The sequence below is a fragment of the Pseudomonas sp. SHLD1 genome (assembly GCF_028640935.1).
Taxonomy (GTDB): domain Bacteria; phylum Pseudomonadota; class Gammaproteobacteria; order Pseudomonadales; family Pseudomonadaceae; genus Chryseomonas; species Chryseomonas aestiva.
In genome coordinates, this window is the sequence record NZ_JAQZAD010000032.1 from 351,679 (window position 1) to 371,369 (window position 19,691).

20 protein-coding genes are annotated in these 19,691 nt (G+C 68.4%); 18 read left to right on the forward strand and 2 right to left on the reverse strand.

The features are described from left to right. Positions 1-117 precede the first annotated feature (117 nt). The 10 genes from PVZ77_RS22550 to PVZ77_RS22595 all read left to right on the forward strand — a co-directional run bounded on the left by PVZ77_RS22550 (position 118) and on the right by PVZ77_RS22595 (position 9,912). Positions 118-1,473, forward strand: a complete 1,356-nt coding sequence (locus tag PVZ77_RS22550; protein ID WP_273806994.1) for an amidase — start codon at positions 118-120, stop codon at positions 1,471-1,473. A 73-nt stretch (positions 1,474-1,546) separates the two neighbouring features. Further along, on the forward strand, positions 1,547-2,428 hold the full coding sequence (locus PVZ77_RS22555) for a polysaccharide deacetylase family protein (RefSeq protein WP_133859270.1): 882 nt from the start codon (positions 1,547-1,549) through the stop codon (positions 2,426-2,428). Between the two features lie 25 nt (positions 2,429-2,453). Then, positions 2,454-3,812, forward strand: a complete 1,359-nt coding sequence (locus PVZ77_RS22560; protein ID WP_273806995.1) for an MFS transporter — start codon at positions 2,454-2,456, stop codon at positions 3,810-3,812. Positions 3,813-3,823: 11 nt separating this feature from the next. Then, the gene (locus PVZ77_RS22565) at positions 3,824-4,594 is read left to right on the forward strand and encodes an SDR family NAD(P)-dependent oxidoreductase (protein WP_273806996.1); all 771 of its coding nucleotides are present in this window, start codon (positions 3,824-3,826) and stop codon (positions 4,592-4,594) included. A 10-nt stretch (positions 4,595-4,604) separates the two neighbouring features. Beyond that, positions 4,605-5,354 (forward strand): SDR family NAD(P)-dependent oxidoreductase, encoded by a 750-nt coding sequence (locus PVZ77_RS22570; protein ID WP_273806997.1) that lies wholly within the window; start codon positions 4,605-4,607, stop codon positions 5,352-5,354. A gap of 9 nt (positions 5,355-5,363) precedes the next feature. Then, positions 5,364-5,663, forward strand: coding sequence for a hypothetical protein (locus PVZ77_RS22575; RefSeq protein ID WP_273806998.1), 300 nt, complete (start codon positions 5,364-5,366; stop codon positions 5,661-5,663). Continuing rightward, positions 5,660-6,649: a CobW family GTP-binding protein gene (locus PVZ77_RS22580; RefSeq protein WP_273806999.1), complete on the forward strand. Its 990-nt coding sequence runs from the start codon at positions 5,660-5,662 to the stop codon at positions 6,647-6,649. The genes PVZ77_RS22575 and PVZ77_RS22580 overlap by 4 nt, the downstream gene beginning before the upstream one ends. Then, positions 6,646-7,830 (forward strand): ABC transporter substrate-binding protein, encoded by a 1,185-nt coding sequence (locus PVZ77_RS22585; RefSeq protein ID WP_273807000.1) that lies wholly within the window; start codon positions 6,646-6,648, stop codon positions 7,828-7,830. Before PVZ77_RS22580 ends, PVZ77_RS22585 begins: the two co-directional genes overlap by 4 nt. A 226-nt stretch (positions 7,831-8,056) precedes the next feature. After that, positions 8,057-9,148: a dimethylsulfone monooxygenase SfnG gene (sfnG, locus tag PVZ77_RS22590; RefSeq protein WP_273807001.1), complete on the forward strand. Its 1,092-nt coding sequence runs from the start codon at positions 8,057-8,059 to the stop codon at positions 9,146-9,148. A gap of 161 nt (positions 9,149-9,309) precedes the next feature. Then, positions 9,310-9,912: a class I SAM-dependent methyltransferase gene (locus PVZ77_RS22595; RefSeq protein WP_273807002.1), complete on the forward strand. Its 603-nt coding sequence runs from the start codon at positions 9,310-9,312 to the stop codon at positions 9,910-9,912. 28 nt (positions 9,913-9,940) lie between these two features. Here the strand turns inward: PVZ77_RS22595 and PVZ77_RS22600 are convergent, their stop codons facing one another. Together PVZ77_RS22600 and PVZ77_RS22605 are read right to left on the reverse strand one after the other, a co-directional pair. Beyond that, a complete protein-coding gene (locus PVZ77_RS22600) occupies positions 9,941-10,726 on the reverse strand; it encodes a MetQ/NlpA family ABC transporter substrate-binding protein (RefSeq protein WP_273807003.1) in 786 nt (261 codons plus the stop codon). A gap of 17 nt (positions 10,727-10,743) precedes the next feature. Continuing rightward, positions 10,744-12,111 (reverse strand): LLM class flavin-dependent oxidoreductase, encoded by a 1,368-nt coding sequence (locus PVZ77_RS22605; protein WP_273807004.1) that lies wholly within the window; start codon positions 12,109-12,111, stop codon positions 10,744-10,746. Positions 12,112-12,371: 260 nt separating this feature from the next. On the opposite strand from PVZ77_RS22605, the gene PVZ77_RS22610 reads away from it, so the two are divergent. The 8 genes from PVZ77_RS22610 (at position 12,372) to PVZ77_RS22645 (ending at position 19,688) form a co-directional block, all read left to right on the forward strand. Next, positions 12,372-13,355 carry an aliphatic sulfonate ABC transporter substrate-binding protein gene (locus PVZ77_RS22610; RefSeq protein WP_273807005.1) on the forward strand — a complete coding sequence of 328 codons (984 nt, stop codon included), beginning with the start codon at positions 12,372-12,374 and terminating at the stop codon, positions 13,353-13,355. Positions 13,356-13,372: 17 nt separating this feature from the next. Further along, positions 13,373-14,371, forward strand: a complete 999-nt coding sequence (locus PVZ77_RS22615) for an aliphatic sulfonate ABC transporter substrate-binding protein (RefSeq protein ID WP_273807006.1) — start codon at positions 13,373-13,375, stop codon at positions 14,369-14,371. Positions 14,372-14,379: 8 nt separating this feature from the next. Continuing rightward, a complete protein-coding gene (locus PVZ77_RS22620) occupies positions 14,380-15,186 on the forward strand; it encodes an ABC transporter permease (protein ID WP_405046281.1) in 807 nt (268 codons plus the stop codon). Continuing rightward, positions 15,186-15,902, forward strand: coding sequence for an ABC transporter ATP-binding protein (locus tag PVZ77_RS22625; RefSeq protein ID WP_273807007.1), 717 nt, complete (start codon positions 15,186-15,188; stop codon positions 15,900-15,902). The genes PVZ77_RS22620 and PVZ77_RS22625 overlap by 1 nt, the downstream gene beginning before the upstream one ends. Before the next feature lie 118 nt (positions 15,903-16,020). Further along, positions 16,021-16,758, forward strand: a complete 738-nt coding sequence (locus tag PVZ77_RS22630; RefSeq protein ID WP_273807009.1) for an ABC transporter substrate-binding protein — start codon at positions 16,021-16,023, stop codon at positions 16,756-16,758. Between the two features lie 163 nt (positions 16,759-16,921). Continuing rightward, the gene (locus PVZ77_RS22635; RefSeq protein WP_273807011.1) at positions 16,922-17,605 is read left to right on the forward strand and encodes a TerC family protein; all 684 of its coding nucleotides are present in this window, start codon (positions 16,922-16,924) and stop codon (positions 17,603-17,605) included. Between the two features lie 167 nt (positions 17,606-17,772). Further along, positions 17,773-18,780, forward strand: a complete 1,008-nt coding sequence (locus tag PVZ77_RS22640) for an ABC transporter substrate-binding protein (RefSeq protein ID WP_273807012.1) — start codon at positions 17,773-17,775, stop codon at positions 18,778-18,780. A gap of 26 nt (positions 18,781-18,806) precedes the next feature. After that, entirely contained in the window at positions 18,807-19,688 is an 882-nt protein-coding gene (locus PVZ77_RS22645) for a TauD/TfdA dioxygenase family protein (RefSeq protein ID WP_273807013.1), read from the forward strand. Positions 19,689-19,691 lie beyond the last annotated feature (3 nt).

Here is a 19,691-nt window from a genome sequence, read left to right on the forward strand (position 1 = left end):
TCAAGCCACCTCTAAGCGGTGGCTTTGCAAGGTAGCGGCATCCCTTTTTGCCAAGCTGGCACAAAGCCTGCTCTATTAAACGTACCAAATTATAAAATGTACGTTTAAGGAGCAGCCATGCAATCCGCCCACGCCCCGTCCCTGGATGCGGTCGGTCTCGGCGAGGCCTACGCGGCCGGTACCCTCGATCCGGTCGCGGTCTTCGAGGCGGCGCTGGCGCGCGCCCAGGCCTCCTCGGCGGTATTCATCACCCTGACCGCCGAGCGTGGCCGTGCCGAAGCCCTGGCGGCGCGCGAGCGCTGGCAGGCCGGGCAGCCGCGTTCGCCGCTGGATGGCGTGCCGCTGGCCTGGAAGGACCTCTTCGACCTGCAGGGCGAAGTCACCACCTGCGGTGCCGAGCTGCGCCGCCTGGCGCCACCCGCCATGGCCGATGCGATCCTGGTACAGCGCCTGAGCCAGGCCGGCCTGGTCAGCCTGGGCAAGGTCAATCTCAGCGAGTTCGCCTATTCCGGCGTCGGGTTGAATCCTCATTTCGGCACGCCCGCCAATCCGCGGGCGCAGGGCGAGGTGCGCATACCGGGCGGCTCTTCCTCGGGTTCGGCGGTGGCCGTCGCCGCCGGCATCGTGCCCCTGGCCCTCGGCACCGACACCGCCGGCTCGGTGCGCCTGCCGGCCGCGCTCAATGGGCTGGTGGGTTATCGCCCCAGCCTGGGGCGCTATCCGGCGACCGGTATCTTCCCGCTGGCCGCGTCCTATGACGTGCCGGGTCCGCTGGCGCGCAGCCTGCGCGATGTGCAGTGCCTGGATCGCCTGCTGACAGGCGCTGCCGCCCGACCGCTGCCAGCGCCGAAGGCGCTGCGCGTGGTGCTGGACCTGAGCGTGCTGGACGACGCCCGGGTGGAGCCGGCGGTGCGGGCCAATCTGCTGGCCGCCGCCGAGCGGCTGGCCCGCGCCGGCGTGAGCGTGGAGCGCCGCGCCCGCACGGTCTTTGCCGAGGCCCTGGAATTTCTCGCCGCAGAAGGCTGGCCAGGGGCCCTGGAAGCCTTCGCCCTGCACCGCGACGTGCTCGACGGTCCCGCGGCCGAACGCCTGGATCCGCGGGTACGTCAGCGCCTGGAGCGGGCGCGGGCCTTGCCCGATGGCCATCTGACGGTTCTGCATGAACAACGCGATCTGTTGCGGGCCCGCTTTGCCGCCGAATTCGCCGAGGCGCTGCTGTTGGTGCCGACGGTGAGCCACGTGGCGCCGCCGCTGGCCCCTCTGGCAGCCGACGCCGACCTCTTCGCGGCCACCAATCTGGAGCTGCTGCGCCTGACCATGGCCGGCAGCCTGCTCGGCGCGCCGGGTGTCTCGCTGCCCAGTGGGCGCGATGCCCAGGACCTGCCCACCGGCCTGTTGCTGGTGGCCCCCGCCGCCGCGGACGAACGCCTGCTCGATGCCGCCACGGTCGTGGAAGCCCTGGTCGGCGCCTGATTTCAAGTGGCGGTGGCGGGGGCCCGGCGCCGCCACCGACCTGGTTTTCTTCCGGGTACTGGAGAGTGCAACGATGGCCAAAGAAATCTTCGTTTCCATCGGCGTCGACGTCGACGCGGTGGCGGGCTGGCTCGGTTCCTACGGCGGCGAGGATTCGCCCGATGACATCTCCCGCGGCCTGTTCGCCGGCGAGGTGGGGTCGCCCCGGCTGCTCAAGCTGTTCGAGCGTTACGGTCTCAAGACCACCTGGTTCATCCCGGGCCATTCGGTGGAAACCTTTCCCGAGCAGATGCAGGCGGTGGCCGCGGCAGGCCACGAGATCGGCATCCATGGTTACAGCCACGAGAATCCCATCGCCATGACCCCCGAGCAGGAGGAGGCGGTGCTGGACAGGTCCATCGAGCTGATCACCGCCCTGGCCGGCAAGCGACCCACCGGCTATGTCGCGCCCTGGTGGGAATTCAGCCGGGTCACCAACGAGCTGCTGCTGAAGAAGGGCATCAAGTACGACCACAGCCTGATGCACAACGACTTCTCTCCCTACTACGTGAGGGTCGGCGACAACTGGACCAAGATCGACTACAGCCAGCAGCCCGAGAGCTGGATGAAGCCGCTGGTGCGCGGCCAGGAAACCGATCTGGTGGAGATCCCGGCCAACTGGTACCTCGACGACCTGCCGCCGATGATGTTCATCAAGAAGGCGCCCAACAGCCACGGCTTCGTCAATCCGCGCCATCTGGAAGAGATGTGGCGCGACCAGTTCGACTGGGTCTATCGCGAGATGGACTACGCCGTGTTCCCCATCACCATCCACCCCGACGTCTCGGGGCGGCCGCAGGTGCTGCTGATGCTCGAACGCCTGATCGAGCATATCCAGGGTCACGCCGGGGTGCGCTTCGCCACCATGGACGAGATCGCCGACGACTTCCTGCGGCGCCAGCCGCGCCAGCGCTAAGCGCCCAGCCCACAGGTACAGGATCATGACCCTCCCTGCCGCCCCTTCGCTCCACCCGGAAACCGCCACGGCTGCCTGGAAACCGCAGCCGCTGTCTTCCGGTGATGTCCGCTACGCCACCTGGATCGCCTTTTTCGCCTGGGTGTTCGCCGTCTACGACTTCATCCTGTTCGGCACCCTGCTGCCGGTGATGGGTGGGCACTTCAACTGGAGCGAAGCCGAGCAGGCCGAACTCGCCACCTGGGTGGCGCTGGGCGGGGCCATCATCGCCTTCGCCATCGGCCCGCTGGTGGACCGGATCGGTCGCCGCGGCGGCATCATCGTCACCATAGGCGGCACCGCCGTATGCTCGGCGCTGACCGCGCTGTGCGCCGGCATGGGCAAGGTGCCGCTGGTGCTGGTGCGTTCGGTGGCCGGCCTGGGCTATGCGGAGGAGGGGGTCAACGCCACCTACCTGACCGAGGTCTATGCCGCCTCCGACGATCCGCGGCTGATCCGCCGCCGGGGCTTCATCTACAGCCTGGTGCAGAGTGGCTGGCCGATCGGTGCGCTGATCGCCGCCGGGCTTACCGCCTTGCTGCTGCCGCACATCGGCTGGCAGGGCTGCTTCGTGTTCGCCGCCGTGCCGGCCTTCGTCATCGCCGTGCTGGCGCGCAAGCTCAAGGAAAGCCCGCAATTCCAGGTGCATGCCCGCATCCAGCGCCTGCGCCGCGAAGGCCAGGAGCAGGACGCCCGCAGCCTGGCCCAGGAATACGGCGTGGACTACGAAGAGCACGCCAAGGCCGGCGTGGCCATGGCCTTCAAGGGCCAGGCCCTGCGCCCGACCCTGGTGCTGAGCCTGGCCATCCTGCTCAACTGGTCGGCGATCCAGGTGTTCAGCGTGCTGGGGACCTCGGTGATCGTCAGCGTGCACAAGCTCAGCTTCGAGAACTCGCTGTGGATCCTGGTGCTGTCCAACGCCGTTGGCTTCATCGGCTACCTGTTCCATGGCTGGCTGGGCGATCGCATCGGCCGGCGCAATACCGTGGCCCTCGGCTGGATGTGCGGTGGCCTGGCCTTCTTCGCCATGCTGCAGGCGCCCAGCCAGCTGGTACCGGTGGTGGCGCTCTACAGCCTGGGGCTGTTCTTTCTCACCGGCCCCTATTCGGCCATGTTGTTCTTCATGGGCGAAAGCTTTCCCACCAGCATTCGCGCCACCGGTGGCGCCATCGTCCACGCCATGGGACCGATCGGCGCCATCCTCGCCGGCCTCGGCATCACCAGCGTGCTCGGCAGCGGTGGCCAGTGGTACAACGCCGCGCTCTGGTTCGGGGCGCTGCCGTGCTTTCTCTCAGGCCTGGTGATGTGGGCCGCCCGCCACGTCGAACCCACCAGTCTCAAATGACAGGAGCCCCCATGACAGCTCATACCTCTCCCGTCGCCCTGATCACCGGTGCCGCCAGCGGCATCGGCCAGGCCCTGGCCGTGGCCTATGCCCAGCAGGGCGTGCGGGTGGTCGGCGGCTACTACCCCGGCGATCCCCATGACCCCGAAGACACGCGGCGGCGGGTCGCCGCCGCGGGTGGCGTGTGCCTGCTCGAACCCCTGGACGTCAGCGACAGCGCCTCGGTGGATGCCCTGGCCGATGCCGCCCTGGCTCACTTCGGTCGCCTCGACTATGCCGTGGCCAACGCCGGCCTCCTCCGCGCCGCACCGCTGCTGGAAATGAGCGATGCACGCTGGCACGAGATGCTCGACGTCGACCTCACCGGCGTCATGCGCACCTTTCGCGCCGCCGCGCGGCACCTGGGGGAGGGCGGGGCCCTGGTGGCCATCTCCTCCATCGCCGGCGGCGTCTATGGCTGGCAGGACCATGCCCATTACGCCGCGGCCAAGGCCGGGGTGCCGGGGCTGTGTCGCTCGCTGGCCGTCGAACTGGCGCCGCGTGGCATCCGCTGCAACGCGGTGATCCCGGGCCTGATCGAGACCCCCCAGTCGCTGGACGCCAAGAACTCCCTGGGCCCGGAGGGCCTGGCCAAGGCCGCCCGCAGCATTCCCCTGGGGCGGGTCGGCAGGCCCGAGGAGGTGGCGGCGCTGGTGCGCTTCCTGACCAGTACCGAAGCCAGCTACATCACCGGCCAGAGTCTTATCGTCGATGGCGGTCTCACCGTCCGTTGGCCCGATTGAGGAGAAGAGCATGTTCGAGCTGACAGACCGCCGCGCCCTGGTGACCGGCGCGGCCAGCGGGATCGGCGCCGCCATCGCCCGCAGCTATGCCGCTGCGGGGGCGCGCCTGGTGCTGGCCGACCGCGACGCCGAGCGGCTGGCCCGGTTGGCCGCGGAATGCCGTGCCCTGGGCGCGTCGGTGACGGAGACCGTCGCCGACGTGGGCCAGCCGGATGGGGCCCGCGCCGGCGTGGACGCCTGCGTGGCGGCTTACGGCGGCATCGACATCCTGGTCAACAACGCCGGGATGCTGACCCAGGCACCCTGCGTCGACCTGACGCTGGAACAGTGGAACGACATGCTGCGCGTCGACCTCACCAGTGTCTTTCTCGCCAGCCAGCGCGCCCTGCCGCACATGCAGGCGCAGCGCTGGGGCCGCATCATCAACGTCGCCTCCCAGCTCGGCATCAAGGGCGGCGCCGAGCTCTGCCACTATGCGGCGGCCAAGGCCGGGGTGATCGGCTTCACCAAGTCGCTGGCGCTGGAGGTGGGCCGCGACAACGTGCTGGTCAACGCCATCGCCCCCGGTCCCATCGAGACCCCGCTGGTGGATGGCATCAGCGCCGACTGGAAGGTGGCCAAGGCCCGCGAATTGCCGCTGGGCCGCTTCGGTCGCGCGGAAGAGGTGGCGCCGGTGGCGCTGCTGCTGGCCAGCGATCCGGGCGGCAACCTCTTCGTCGGCCAGACCCTGGGCCCCAATTCCGGCGACGTCATGCCCTAGGAGATAACCATGTGCGGACTGTGCGGCCTGCTCGGCCCGGATCTCCACTGGAGCGATCCGCTGGGCGATGACCTGCCCCGGCGGCGCGAGCGCCTGCGTCGGGTCGCCGCCATCAACCGGGTGGTGGCGCCCTTCCGGCTGACGGTGAGCGACGTCCAGGGCGCCTCCTACCTGGTCCAGGGCCCGACCGGGCGCCAGGCGCTGGCCGAGGGGCTGGACGATCTCTGGCGCCAGGCCGAGGCGGTGCTGGGGCGACCGCTCGACCCCCTGGATCCGCGTATCCTGGCACCGCTGGAGGCGGCGCCATGAGCTTGGCGGTCAATGTCATCACCGGCTTCCTCGGCAGCGGCAAGACCACCCTGCTGCGGCGCCTGCTGGCCCAGGAAGCCCTGGGCGAGACGGCGCTGCTGATCAACGAATTCGGCGAGGTCGGCATCGACCACCTGCTGGTGGAAGAGGTGGCTCCGGACACCGTGCTGCTGCCCAGCGGCTGCGTCTGCTGCTCGGTGCGCGGCGATCTCAAGGCGGCGCTGCTGACCCTGCACGGGCGCCGTAGTCGTGGCGAGATCCCGGCCTTTCGCCGGGTCCTGCTGGAGACCACCGGCCTGGCTGATCCGGGGCCGATCCTGGCCACCCTTAATCTCGATCCCCAGCTGCGCGGACGCTTCCACCTGGGCTTGCTGGTGACCGTGGTGGACGCCGAGCACGCCGCGCTACAGGAAGGGCTGCATCCGGAGTGGCTCAATCAGGTCACCGCGGCCGACCGGCTGTTGCTGAGCAAGGCCGACCGGGTCGCGCCCGCCGTGCTGGAGCGGCTGGACCGCCATCTGGCCCAGCTCAATCCCACCGCCACCCGGGCCCTGGCGGCTTCCGTGGCCAGCGGCGATGACCTGCTGCTGGGCGAAGGGCTGCGCGCCGCCGATCCGGCGGCCGAGGTCGGCCGCTGGCGCCTGTTCGCCGCCGTTGCCGAAGGCCGCCACGGCAGCGCCGAGGTCTGCTGCCTGGAGTTCGACCGGCCGCTGGACTGGATGGCCTTCGGGGTGTGGCTGTCGATGCTGCTAAGATGCCACGGGCAACGCATCCTGCGAGTCAAGGGCATCCTCGACGTGATCGACGCCAGCCAACCCATCGTCATCCATGGCGTGCAACACAGCCTGCATCCGCCAGTGCACCTGCCGGCCTGGCCGGCGGGCGAACGCCGCTCGCGTCTGGTGTTCATCGTCCGTGATCTGGACACCGCGCTGCTCAGGCGCTCCTTCGCCGCCTTCATGGGCGGCCTGGGCCGGGCCGCATGAGCACGCCGCTGACCCTGAGGGTGCTGGGCACCTCGGTGACCCTGCTCGAACCCATCCGCCAGCGGGCGGAGGCGGAACTGGGCATCCGCCTGGTCTACCAGATCCACGACGTCCAGACCGCCCAGCGTATCGCGGTGCTGGAGCCGGGCAGCTACGACCTCTATGACCAGTGGTTCCACAACGTCGACTTCGTCTGGCCGGCGCGGGCGATCCAGCCCATCGACATCCGCCGCATCGCGCTCTGGGAGGAGATCAACGACCTGCCCAAGCGCGGCCGGCTGCATGCCACGGATCGCCTGGCGCCCGGCTGCCGGCCGTGCGACCGCCTCTATGTGCAGCACGACGGCAGCCTCGGCGGCCAGCCCAGTGAACGCATCAGCATGCTGCCGCTGACCCACAATGCCGACAGCTTCGCCTACCGACCCGAAAGCCTGCCTGCCGCCCTGGTGGGCCAGCAGGAGAGCTGGGCCTGGCTGATCGATGAAGGCTGGTGCGGCCATAGCGCCCTGCAGAGCGACGCCGCCATCGGCGCCCTGGACGCCGCCCTGGCGATCCAGGCCGCCGGTCTCGCGCGTTTCGACGACATCGGCAATCTGCGCCTGGAAGAGATCGACCGCCTGGCCGAGTTGCTGGTGGAGCGCCAGCGCCATCGGCATTTCGCCGCCTTCTGGTCCGACGACCGCAGCGCCGGCGAGCTGACCCTGGCCGCCGGGGTGGATATCCAGAGTCTCTGGTCACCCATGCTCATGGCGCTGCACCGGGCGGGGGTGGATTATCGGGTGGCGGTCCCGCGCGAGGGCTACCGCGCCTGGTTCGGCGGCCTGTCGCTGTCGCGCTGCGCGGAGGGGCGGGTGCGTGATGCCGCCTATGCCTACCTCAACTGGTGGCTGGCCGGCTGGCCCGGGGCGGTGATGGCCCGCCAGGGGTTCTACATCGCCAATCCGGTGCGGGCGCGGGATCACCTGAGCGCTGCCGAGTGGGACTTCTGGTACGGCGGCCTGCCTGCCCGTGAAGAACTCGCCGGCAGCGACGGCCTGCCGCTGATCGAGGTGGGCCAGCGTCGCGAAGGCGGTTCCTACGCCGAACGCATGAGCCATATCGGCGTGTGGAATTCGGTGATGGACGAGCACAACTATCTGGTGCGGCGCTGGAGCGAATTCCTGCGCACCACGGCCGCCTGAGGTGACATTCTTTCGCCGAGAACCGCGCGCCAGACGCCTTGGTGCGCTGTTGCCCAGGCGACAGCGATTGGACAGCTGCCCTTGGCGCTACACCTGAAAGCCTCTGGTTGATATCTGTAAGTCATTGATATAAAAAGACTTAAAGACTTGGTTCGGTTCTTGATTGAAGGCTCGGAGTCACTGTTTCGCTCGCCCTCGCGGCGAGCCCAACCCGGAGAGCCCTTGCATGTCGCAGAACCCCGTCAAATTCGCCTATTGGGTCCCCAATGTCAGCGGCGGCCTGGTGGTCAGCACCATCGAGCAGCGCACCCACTGGGGCATCGACTACAACCGCACGCTGGCCCAGCTCGCCGAGCGGGCCGGCTTCGACTATGCCCTGACGCAGATCCGTTTCACCGCCGGCTACGGCGCCGAATACCAGCATGAATCGGTGGCCTTCAGCCATGCGCTGCTGGCCGCCACCGAGCGTCTCAAGGTGATCGCCGCCATCCTGCCCGGCCCCTGGAATCCGGCGCTGGCGGCCAAGCAGCTGGCGACCATCGACCAGCTCACCAACGGCCGGGTCGCCATCAACCTGGTGTCCGGCTGGTTCAAGGGTGAATTCCACGGCATCGGCGAGCCCTGGCTGGAGCACGACGAACGCTATCGGCGTTCCGAGGAATTCATCCGCGCCCTCAAGGGCATCTGGACCCAGGACAATTTCAGCTTCGCCGGCGACTTCTATCGCTTCCGCGACTACACCCTGAAACCCAAGCCGCTGCAGCAGCCCCATCCAGAGATCTTCCAGGGTGGCAGCTCGCGGGCCGCGCGGGACATGGCGGCGCGGGTCTCCGACTGGTACTTCACCAACGGCGGCACCCGCGAGGAGATTCGCGCCCAGGTACAGGACCTGCGCGCCAAGGCCGCGGCGGAGGGGCGTGAGGTCAAGGTCGGGGTGAATGCCTTCATCATCGCGCGCGACACCGAGACCGAGGCGCGCGAGGTGTTGCGGGAGATCGTGGCCAAGGCCAACCCCGAGGCGGTCAAGGCCTTTGGCGATGCGGCGCGCCAGGCTGGTGCCGCTAGCCCGGAAGGCAAGGGTAACTGGGCCGACTCCAGCTTCGAGGATCTGGTGCAGTACAACGACGGCTTCAAGCCGAACCTGATCGGCACGCCCGAGCAGGTCGCCGAGCGCATCGTGGCCCTCAAGGCCGAGGGCGTGGACCTGGTGCTCGCCGGTTTCCTGCACTTCCAGGAAGAGGTGGAGTACTTCGGCCAGCGGGTGCTGCCCCTGGTGCGCGAACTCGAAGCGCAAGCCGCGGCCCAGGCGGCGGCCTAGGGCAGGGCTCACCCGGAACGCAGGCGCGTTAGCGCAGCACGATCCGGGTGAGCTGAGGCCAGGCGTCGAAAACGGCCAGGTACAGTTTCAGGGCGAGACGCAGGGCCGGAAGCCTTTTCCTGGATCAGCTAGGCTCAGGTAATAGCCAGGGAGCCGACGCCATGAACAAGACCTCCTACAACGCCATCGCCGACACCTTTCGCCAGGCCCGCGTCAGCCTCAGGGACGACGAGCGTCGCTACCTGGAGGTGCTCCTGGAGAACCTCGAACCGGGCGCCACCCTGCTCGATCTGGGCTGCGGCACCGGCACCCCGGTCGCCGCCGCCATCCTCGCCCAGGGGCATCGCGTACTGGGTGTCGACCAGGCGGCCGCCATGCTGGCCCATGCGCGGCGGGAGTTCCCCAAGCAGCGCTGGATCGAGGCGCGGCTGGAAACCTACGCCTGCGCCGAACGCTATCAGGGCGCGCTGCTGTGGGATTCGCTGTTCCATCTGGAGCGCCGCTGGCACGCGACCCTCCTGGCGCGGGTGATCGGCGGGTTGCCACAGGGTGGCCGCCTGATGCTGACGGCCGGCGGTTCGGCGGCGGGCTCCTTCGTCGATACCATGTTCGACCAGCCGTTCTTCTACGACTCGCATCCGCCGGAGGAGCTGCGCGCCCTGCTGCTGGCGCAGGGCGTGCGCATCCTCATCGACGACTTCATGGACCTGCCCGACGGCGGCCGCAACCGTGGTCGCTGTGCCTTCGTCGTGGAGAAGCTCTGACCTTCTCGCTCGGTGACCCGGACGCGGATCACTCCTTCCAGCCCGGCTGGTAGAGGGTGCCATGGGCCTGGTCCAGGGCGGCGCGGACCTTGGGCGAGTGCTGATAAAGGTCGATCAGCTTGGCCAGGCGCGGATCCTCCCTGTTGTCCGGGCGCGCGACGAATTGGATGACGTACTCGGGGTGGTCGAGGCCATCGAAGAGCAGGGCCTGGTTGGGGTCGATGGTCTTGGCCAGGCGCAAGTAGTGCGGATAGCCCTGGGCCACGTCGACGTCGTCCAGCGAGCGGGCCAGCTGCACGGCCTCCAGTTCGACGATCTGGATGTCGCGCGGATTGCCGGTGATGTCCGCCAGGGTGGCGTGGTAGCCGACGCCGGGCTTGAGGGTGATGAAGCCGGCCTTCTCCAGCAGCAACAGGCCACGGCCGCCGTTGATGGCGTCGTTGGCGATGGCCACCCGCGCGCCCTTGGGTACTTCCGCCAGGGTCCGGTACTTCTTCGAATAGAGCCCGACGTTGTTGATGATCCCCGGCGCCACCGCCACCAGGTCATAGCCGGCGGTGCGCTTGGCGTTCTCCAGGAAGGGGATGTGCTGGTAGTAGTTGGCGTCGATGTCGTGGTTGGCGAGGCTGGTGTTGGGGGCGATCCAGTCGCTGAATTCGACGATCTCCACGTCCACCCCGGCGGCCTTGGCCTCCTGCACCGCGACTTCCAGCGGCGGGGCGAAGGCGGCGGTGGTGCCGATCTTGAGTGGCGCGGCCAGGGCCGCGGTGCTGAACAGGCCGAGGGCGAAGAGCAGGGGTTTGAGGCGGGTCATGGGGCGTCCTTGAGCGGTCAGTCCTGGCGGAAGCGGCTGCCGAAGTGGCGGGTATCGAGGTGGTCGCCGCGGCCGAACAGCTTGTGTCTGAAGCTGCCTTCGGCGTAGGCGGTCTTGTAGCGACCCCGGCTCTGCAACTCCGGGATCACCATGTCGATGAAGTCGCCGTAGCACTCGGGGGTGACGGTGCGCGCCAGGTTGAAGCCGTCCAGCCCGGTTTCGTCGATCCAGCCGAGCAGGGCATCGGCCACCTGCCCGGGATCGCCGACCAGGGCGGTGTAGCGGCCACCGAGGGCGTGCTGCTCCAGCAGCTTGCGGCGGGTCCAGCCGGCGTCCTTGGCGACCAGGCGCTTGAGCGCCGACTCGATGGCCTCGGTCCGTTGCGGGCGGATGGGTTCGTCGAGGCCATAGGCGGCGAGATCTATGCCCACCGAGGCCGAATGGTGGGCGACCCCGGCCTCGGGACTGGCATGACTCAGGTATTCGGCGTGCTTGTCGCGGGCTTCGGCGGCTGTGGGGGCGACGATCACCGTGAGGCCCATGAACAGCTTGACGTCATCCGCGCGGCGGCCGGCGGCCACTGCCGCGCCCCGCACCCGCTCGACCTGGGCGCGGGTGGCGGCCTGGTCCTGCCCGGAGATGAACACGCACTCGGCATGGCGCCCGGCAAAGGCCAGACCGCGATCCGAGGAGCCGGCCTGGAACAGCACCGGCGTGCGTTGCCGCGAGGGCTCGCAGAGGTGATAGCCCTCGACGTCGAAGAATTCGCCATGGTGCGCGACCTTGCGCACCCGCTCGGGACGAGCATAGATCCGCTGGACGCGATCGCGGACCACGGCATCGTCCGCCCAGCTGCCTTCGAGCAGCTTGTAGAGGACTTCCAGGTATTCGTCGGCCTGGTCGTAGCGGCGGTCGTGGGCGATCTGCCGGTCCAGGCCCATGGCGCGGGCGGCGCTGTCCAGGTAGCCGGTGACGATGTTCCAGCCCACGCGACCTTCGCTCAGGTGATCCAGGGTGGAGAGGCGGCGGGCGAAGGGATAGGGCGGCTCGTAGGTGAGGTTGGCGGTGAGGCCGAAACCCAGGTGCCGGGTGCTAGCGGCCATGGCCGAGACCAGCAGGAAGGGGTCGTTGACCGGCAACTGGATGGATTCGCGCAGGGTCAGGTCGACGTTGCCGCCATAGACGTCGTAGACGCCGAGGATGTCGGCGATGAACAGGCCATCGAACAGGCCGCGCTCCAGCAGCTGGGCCAGCTCGGTCCAGTAGCTGAGGGTGTGGTACCGACTGGAGGTGTCACGCGGATGGGTCCAGAGGCCGTGGTTGATGTGGCCCACGGTGTTCATGTTGAAGGCGTTGAGTAGCACCTGCTTGGCGGGGGCGGTCATGGGGCGGGTGCCCCCGCGGGGAGAAGAGTCCGGAGCACAGCCATGGGATCCTCGGGTTCAAGGCGAAAGGAGAGATCCGGTGGTCCGGTGGTTATACGTTAGCTTCGAGATATGCCGGGCTTTAAATAGCCTTTCGGAATAACGTTAAGGCGTTCGCGGGCGTGGGCCTCGCCTCTAACCAAATTCCAAATCGGTATTAAGCTGACCTTTGCTTATTCCTTATCGTGGCCGGCATCCATTCGCCGCCCGCTGAGGCATTCATGGCCGCTATCCGCTTTTCGTTTCGCGCAGGTCTCTGCCAGGGACTGCTCGCCCTGGGTCTGCTGGGCCTTGCCTGCGCCGCTCAGGCCGATACCAGCCTGCGTATCGGTTACCAGAAATCCTCCACCCTGCTGGTGCTGCTCAAGGAGCAGGGCACCCTGGAGCGGGATCTGGCAGCCAAGGGCATCACCGTCAGCTGGCATGAGTTCTCCAGCGGCCTGCCGCTGCTGGAATCCCTCAACGTCGGCAACGTGGATCTCTCCGCCGACGTCGCCGACACCGTGCCGGTGTTCGCCCAGGCGGCGGGTGCCAAGCTCACCTATTTCGCTCGGGAAACACCATCGCCCCAGGCCCAGGCCATCCTGGTCCCGGAGGGCTCGCCGCTGCAGAGCCTCGCCGATCTCAAGGGCAAGCGCATCGCCGTGACCAAGGCCGCCGGTAGCCACTACCTGCTGATCGCCGCCCTGCAGGAGGCCGGCCTGAGCTTCGCCGACATCCAGCCGGCCTATCTCACCCCCGCCGACGGTCGCGCCGCCCTGGAGAACGGCAAGGTGGACGCCTGGGTCACCTGGGAGCCCTTCGTCGCCAGCGCCCAGCGCCAGCAGCACGTCCGCATACTCGCCTCCGGCGAAGGCCTGGCCAGCTACCAGCGCTACTACCTGGCCGCCACCCCCTATGCCCAGGCTCATCCCGAGGTGCTGGCCCTGGTGTTCGCCGAGCTGCAGCGCACGGGGCAGTGGGTGAAGCAACGCCCCGCCGAGGCGGCACGCATCCTCGGTCCGCAGTGGGGTCGCCTGGACGAGGCTACCGTCGAGCTGGCCAACGGCCGCCGCACCTACGATGTCCAGCCGGTCAGTCGCGCCGCCCTCGGCGAGCAGCAGCGCATCGCCGATGCCTTCCACGCGGCCAAGCTGCTACCCACTGCCGTGGATGCCAGCGCCGTGGACCTCTGGACCCCCAGCGCCCCCCTGACCTCCCGCTAGCCGACAAGGAACTCGAGATGCACAAGACCACGCTACGCTGGGCCGCCGGCCTGGCCCTGCTCGGCAGCGCGCTGCTGGCGCTGGCCGCACCGCCCAAGGAAGTCCGCCTGGACTACGCCTACTATGCCCCCACCAGCCTGGTGCTCAAGGAGCAGGGCCTGCTGGAAAAGCGCCTCGGCGAGCAGGGCATCGCCGTGCGCTGGGTGTTCAGCCAGGGCAGCAATCGCTCGCTGGAATACCTCAACAGCGGCAGCACCGATTTCGCCTCCACCGCGGGTCTCGCGGCGCTGCTCAGCCGCGCCAATGGCGCTCCGATCGAAACCCTCTATCTCGCCAGTCGCCCGGAATGGACCGCCCTGGTGGTGCCCAAGGCTTCGCCGCTCAAGTCCCTGGCCGATCTCAAGGGCAAGAAGATCGCCGCGACCAAGGGCACCGATCCCTATCTGTTCCTGCTGCGCAGCCTGCGCGAGGCGGGCCTGAAGAAGGGCGACGTGGAAATCGTCCATCTCCAGCACCCGGACGGTCGCGCCGCCCTGGAGCGCGGCCAGGTGGACGCCTGGGCCGGTCTCGATCCGCACATGGCCGCCAGCGAATTGCAGGCGGGCTCGCGCCTGCTCTATCGCAATCTCGACTTCAACAGCTATGGCGTGCTGAGCACCACCGAAGCCTTCGCCAAGGCCCAGCCGGAACTGGTCAAGGCGGTGCTGGGCGCCTATGAGGACGCGCGCCGCTGGACCTTGGCCCATCCCCAAGAGACCGCCGAATTACTGGCCAAGGCGTCCGGCCTGCCGCTGGAAGTCGCCCAGCGCCAGCTCGCCCGTACCGATTTCAGCCAGCCGCTGCCGGGTCCGCAATTCGTCGCCGCGCTCAAGGGTGCCGCGCCGCTGCTGGCCGAAGAAGGCCTGGTACGCCCCGGCGTGGATGCCGTCGCGGCGGTCGATGCCCTGGTCCAGCCCGCGCTGGCCCAGGCCGTGATCAAGGCCGAACCCGCCGTGGCCAAGGTGAACGCGCCGTGAGTGATGAACTGACCCAGGCTGCGCCGCTGGCCCAGGCCTCCCGACCCGCTCGCGGTGCGGGTGGCCGCTGGCGCGGCGCCGTGCTGCCCCTGGGGCTGGTGGCGGTGCTGGAAGCGGTGGTGCGCCTGGGCTGGCTGCCGGCCTACCAGATGCCACCGCCCAGCGAGGTGCTGCGGACCCTGTGGCTGCTGGGGGAAGGGGAGTTGTGGCGGCATCTGGCGGCCAGTCTGGCGCGGGTCGCCAGTGGCTTTGCCCTGGGCGCGGGTCTGGCGCTGCTGATCGGCGCCTGGGTCGGGATGTCGCGCCGCGCCGAGGCCTATCTCGATCCGCTGTTCCAGGCGCTGCGCGCTATTCCCAGCCTGGCCTGGGTACCCCTGCTGCTGCTCTGGCTGGGTATCGATGAAACGCCAAAGATCGTGCTGATCGCCCTGGGCGCCTTCTTTCCACTGTACCTGGCGCTGGTCAGCGGCATCCGCGACGTCGATCGCCGCCTGGTGGAAGTGGGCCGCCTCTATCGCCTGTCGCGCCCAGCGCTGATCCGCCGCATCCTGCTGCCGGCCGCCTTGCCCAGTCTGTTCACCGGGCTGCGCGGAGCCTTGAGCATGAGCTGGATGTTCCTGGTGGCCGCCGAACTGATCGCCGCCACCGCCGGCCTCGGCTATCTGCTCAGCGACGGCCGGGAGACCTCGCGACCGGACGTGGTCATCGCCGCCATCCTGGTGCTGGCGGTGCTCGGCAAGCTCAGTGATGAACTGCTGCTACGCCTGGAACGCCGGGCGCTGGCCTGGCGCGACACCTACCAGGGTGGCCAGTGATGAGCGAACCCCTGCTGTCCCTCGAACGCATCGGCAAGGCCTTTGCCGGGCGCCGGGTGCTGGAAGGCGTCGACCTGACCCTGGCCGCCGGCGAGGTGGTCAGCCTGCTGGGCGCCAGTGGCTGCGGCAAGAGCACCCTGCTGCGCATCGCCGCCGGACTGGACGACGAGTTCGGTGGCCGCCTGACCCTGGCCGCGTCCAGCCAGGGCGTCGGCGTGGTGTTCCAGGAGCCGCGGCTGATGCCCTGGCTGGACGTGGCTGCCAACGTCGGCTTCGCCGAGGGCGCGCGCTTCGATCGCGCCTGGACCGCGCAGTTGCTAAGTGAGGTCGGGCTGGAGGGGCAGGGCGCCTTGCTGCCCAAGCAACTCTCCGGCGGCATGGCGCAGCGGGTCGCCATCGCTCGCGGACTCTATGGTCGCCCACGGCTGCTGTTGCTCGACGAGCCCTTCAGCGCGGTGGATGCCTTCACCCGCTGGCAACTGCAGGACCTGGTGCTGCGCCTGGTGGCCCGGTATCAGATCGGCGTGCTGCTGGTGACCCATGACCTGGACGAGGCCTTCTACCTCGGCGACCGCGTCCTGGTCCTGGGCGGCGCGCCCTCCCGCGTGCAGCGCCACTTCGCCGTGGCGGCGCCCCAGCCGCGTGAGCGGCGCGCCCCCGCCTTGCTGGCCCAGGCCGCCGAGGCCTATGAGGAATTGCAGCGGCTCAGGGTGTGAGGCCGCGAGCACGGAAGGGTCGACGAAGGCGTGCGCAATCGCCCGGGAGCGGGCAGTATCGGACGGCAGCGGCGAGCCCCAACCGCACCCCGACAGTCGACCCCTCCAAGGAGCTTCCATGAGCCCATCCGCAACGGTATTGGCCGAACTGGCCCCCCAGGGCGTTCTCCGGACCGCGATCAACTACGGCAACCCGGTGCTGGCGCAACGCGGCGCCGATGGCGAGCCGGCCGGTGTCTCGGTGGCCCTGGCCCGGGCGCTGGCCGAGCGCCTGGATGTGCCGGTGCATTTCACGACCCACGACGCCGCCGGCAAGGTCTTTGCCGCGCTGCAGGACGGCGCCTGGGACCTGGCCTTTCTCGCCATCGAACCGGTGCGGGCGGCGCAGATCGCCTTCAGCGAACCCTATGTCATCATCGAGGGCACCTATCTGCTGCGCGCGGACGATCCGGCTCAGGGCGTGGCCGAGCTGGACCGGGCCGGGCGCCGTATCGCCGTGGGGCAGGGCGCGGCCTATGACCTCTATCTCAGTCGCACCCTGACCCAGGCGGAGCTGGTGCGCGCGCCGACCTCGCCGGCGGCCATCGACTGGTTCGTCGATCAGCGCCTGGACGCCGCCGCCGGGGTGCGTCAACCCCTGGAAGCCTATGCCGCCGCTCATCCGGGCTACCGGGTGCTGGCCGACAGCTTCACCGAGATCCGCCAGGCCATGGCCGTGCCCAAGGGGCGCGCGGCCGCGGCAGCCTTCGTGCAGGGCTTTCTCGACGAGCAACTGCGCAGCGGCCTGGTTGCCCGCGAGCTGGCCGCCAGCGGTCAGGGCGACGTGCGGATCGGTGCCCCCTCGACAAACGGCTGAAACGAGGCCCCGGCGCCAGGCGGAATCGATCCGCGGCGCCGTTTCGTCGGCTGGATGACAGCTTGGGGCGCTATTCTTGGCGCCATGGCAGGGGCCGGATGAAATCATCAACGCCCCCTGCTGCCAAACGCCTGTCCCAGCACCCTTAGCGTCGAGGTCGATCTTGCTCGCCACCCTGTCCGATCCTGCCTTTCTCACCGGTCTCCTGCAGATCGTCATCATCGATATCCTGCTCGGCGGCGACAACGCCGTGGTGATCGCGCTGGCCTGTCGGCGGTTGCCCGAGGCCCAGCGCCGCAAGGCTATCCTCGGCGGTGTCGCCGGCGCGGTGATCCTGCGCATCCTGCTGCTGTTCGTCGCCAGCTATGTGCTGGGCTGGCCGCTGCTCAAGGTGGTCGGTGGCGTGCTGCTGCTGTGGATCGGCATCAAGTTGCTGACGCCCGAAGAGGACGAGGCCAACGTCAAGGCCGGTACCACCCTTGGCCAGGCCATCTGGATCATCATCGTGGCCGACGTGGTGATGAGCCTGGACAACGTCATCGCCGTGGCGGGCGCTGCCCAGGGGCACCTGGGCCTGGCCATCACCGGGGTGCTCATCAGCATCCCCATCATCATCTTTGGCAGCCAGCTCATCCTGAAGCTCATGGAAAAGTTTCGCTGGCTGGTGGTGGCCGGTGCGGCCCTGCTGGGCTGGATCGCCGGCAAGCTGATCGCCAGCGACGAACTGCTGCAGGGCTGGCTGGGCTTTTCCGATGTGCACTGGGTGCCCTATGTGGCCGGGGCGATCGGCGCGGTCTTCGTGCTGGCGGTAGGTCAGCTACTGGCGCGGCGCGCGGTCACCGCCTGAGGTCCGCTGGCCAGCCCAGGCTGGTCCACCTTTGCTCTGCCGTGACGGCACCGCCGGCGCCTGCGCCGTCACTGCATATCGTTAGTCGAATTCCGTCTTTACCAAAAGTTATAACAGCTCATTAGCCTATAACGCTTTCGGATGGCCAGTCGGCACGGAGCGGGATGATGAGCAGGGTAGGGAAGGGGTTGGCGGTTATCGCCGCCGTGGCGAGCGCCCTGGGCTTTGCGGGCAGCGCTGCCGCCGAAGGCAAGATCAGCATCGCCCAGCAATTCGGTATCGGTTATCTGATCCTTGACGTGGTACGCGATAGGCAACTGATCGAGAAGCACGGCCAGGCCGCTGGCCTGGACATCCAGGTGGACTGGAACAGCATCTCCGGCGCCACCGCCATGAACGAGGCGCTGCTGGCCGGCTCGCTGGACGTGGTGTCCGCCGGGGTACCGCCGATGCTGACCGTCTGGGATCGCACCCGCGGACGGCAGAACGTCAAGGCCATCGCCGCCCTGGGCGCCATGCCCAACTACCTGTTGAGCAATCGCGCCGAGGTCAGGTCGATCAAGGACCTGACCGATCAGGACCGCATCGCCGTGCCGGCGGCGGGCGTGGGTTTCCAGTCACGCACCCTGCAGATCGAGACGGCCAAGGTCTTCGGCGATGCCCAGTTCAAGAAATTCGACGCCATCAGCGTAAGCCTGCCGCACCCCGATGCCAGCGCCGCCCTGATGGCGGGCGGTTCGGAGATCACCACCCATTTCTCCAGCCCGCCGTTCCAGTACCAGGCGCTGGAGAATCCCCGGGTCCATCGCATCCTCAGCAGCTACGACGTCCTCGGCGGACCGGGCACCTTCAACGTGCTCTACACCACCGAGAAATTCCACGACGAGAATCCCAGGACCTACCGCGCCTTCTATGACGCCCTGGTGGAAGCCGCCGCCTTCATCCGCGCCAACAAGGCCGCGGCCGCGGAAGCCTATGTCCGCGTCGAGCACTCCAGGCTGCCGCTGGCCCTGGTGCAGCGCATCGTCGAGGACCCGGAGATCGACTTCACCGTCGAGCCCCAGCGGACCTTCGTCTACGCCCAGAAGCTGCACGAACTGGGCGTGCTGAAACACCAGGCTGCCGCCTGGCAGGACTATTTCTTCCCCGAAGCCCACGAGCGTCCCGGCAGCTGAGCCGGACCACCAAGGAGAACCCTCCAATGACTCTCGCCTCCCCACGGCCGGCCGCCGGCCAGACCTTCGAGATCCGTCCCTTCGGCAACCTGGGGGCCGAGATCCTCGGCATCGATCTGGCCCGGCCGCTCAATGCCGAAGACTTCGCCCGCGTTCATCGCGCCCACCTGGACCATCATGTGGTGGTGTTCCGCGACCAGCGCATCACGCCTGAAGAGCAGATCGCCTTCAGCCGCCGCTTCGGCGAGTTGCAGATCCATGTGCTCAAGCAATTCCACCTGGCCGGCCACCCGGAGATCCTCATCGTCTCCAACATCGTCGAAGACGGCCAGCCGATCGGCCTCGGCGATGCCGGCAAGTTCTGGCACTCGGACCTCTCCTACAAGGAATTGCCGAGCCTGGGTTCCATGCTGCACGCCCAGGAGTTGCCGGAGGAGGGCGGCGATACCCTCTTCGCCAACATGCACCTGGCCTACGACACCCTGCCAGCGGCGCTCAAGCGCCAGGTCGAGGGGCTCCAGGCCGAGCATTCCTATACCGCCACCTATGCCAAGCCCAAGTTCGAAGGCAACTGGCGGCCGACCCTGACCGCCGCGCAACTGGCCGAGGTCAAGGCGGTGGTGCATCCGGTGGTGCGCACCCATCCGGAAAACGGCCGCAAGGCGCTGTTCGTCAGCGAGGGCTTCACCACCCATATCGTCGGCCTGCCGGAAGACGAGAGTCGCGAACTGCTGGCCGAGCTGCATGCCCACAGCGTCAAGCCCGAGCACCTCTATCGCCACCAGTGGCAAACCCACGACCTGGTGTTCTGGGACAACCGCTCGCTGCTGCACCTGGCGGCCGGCTGCCCCAATCACCTGCGGCGCAAGCTGTATCGCACGACCATCCAGGGCGATGCGCCTTTCTGAGGG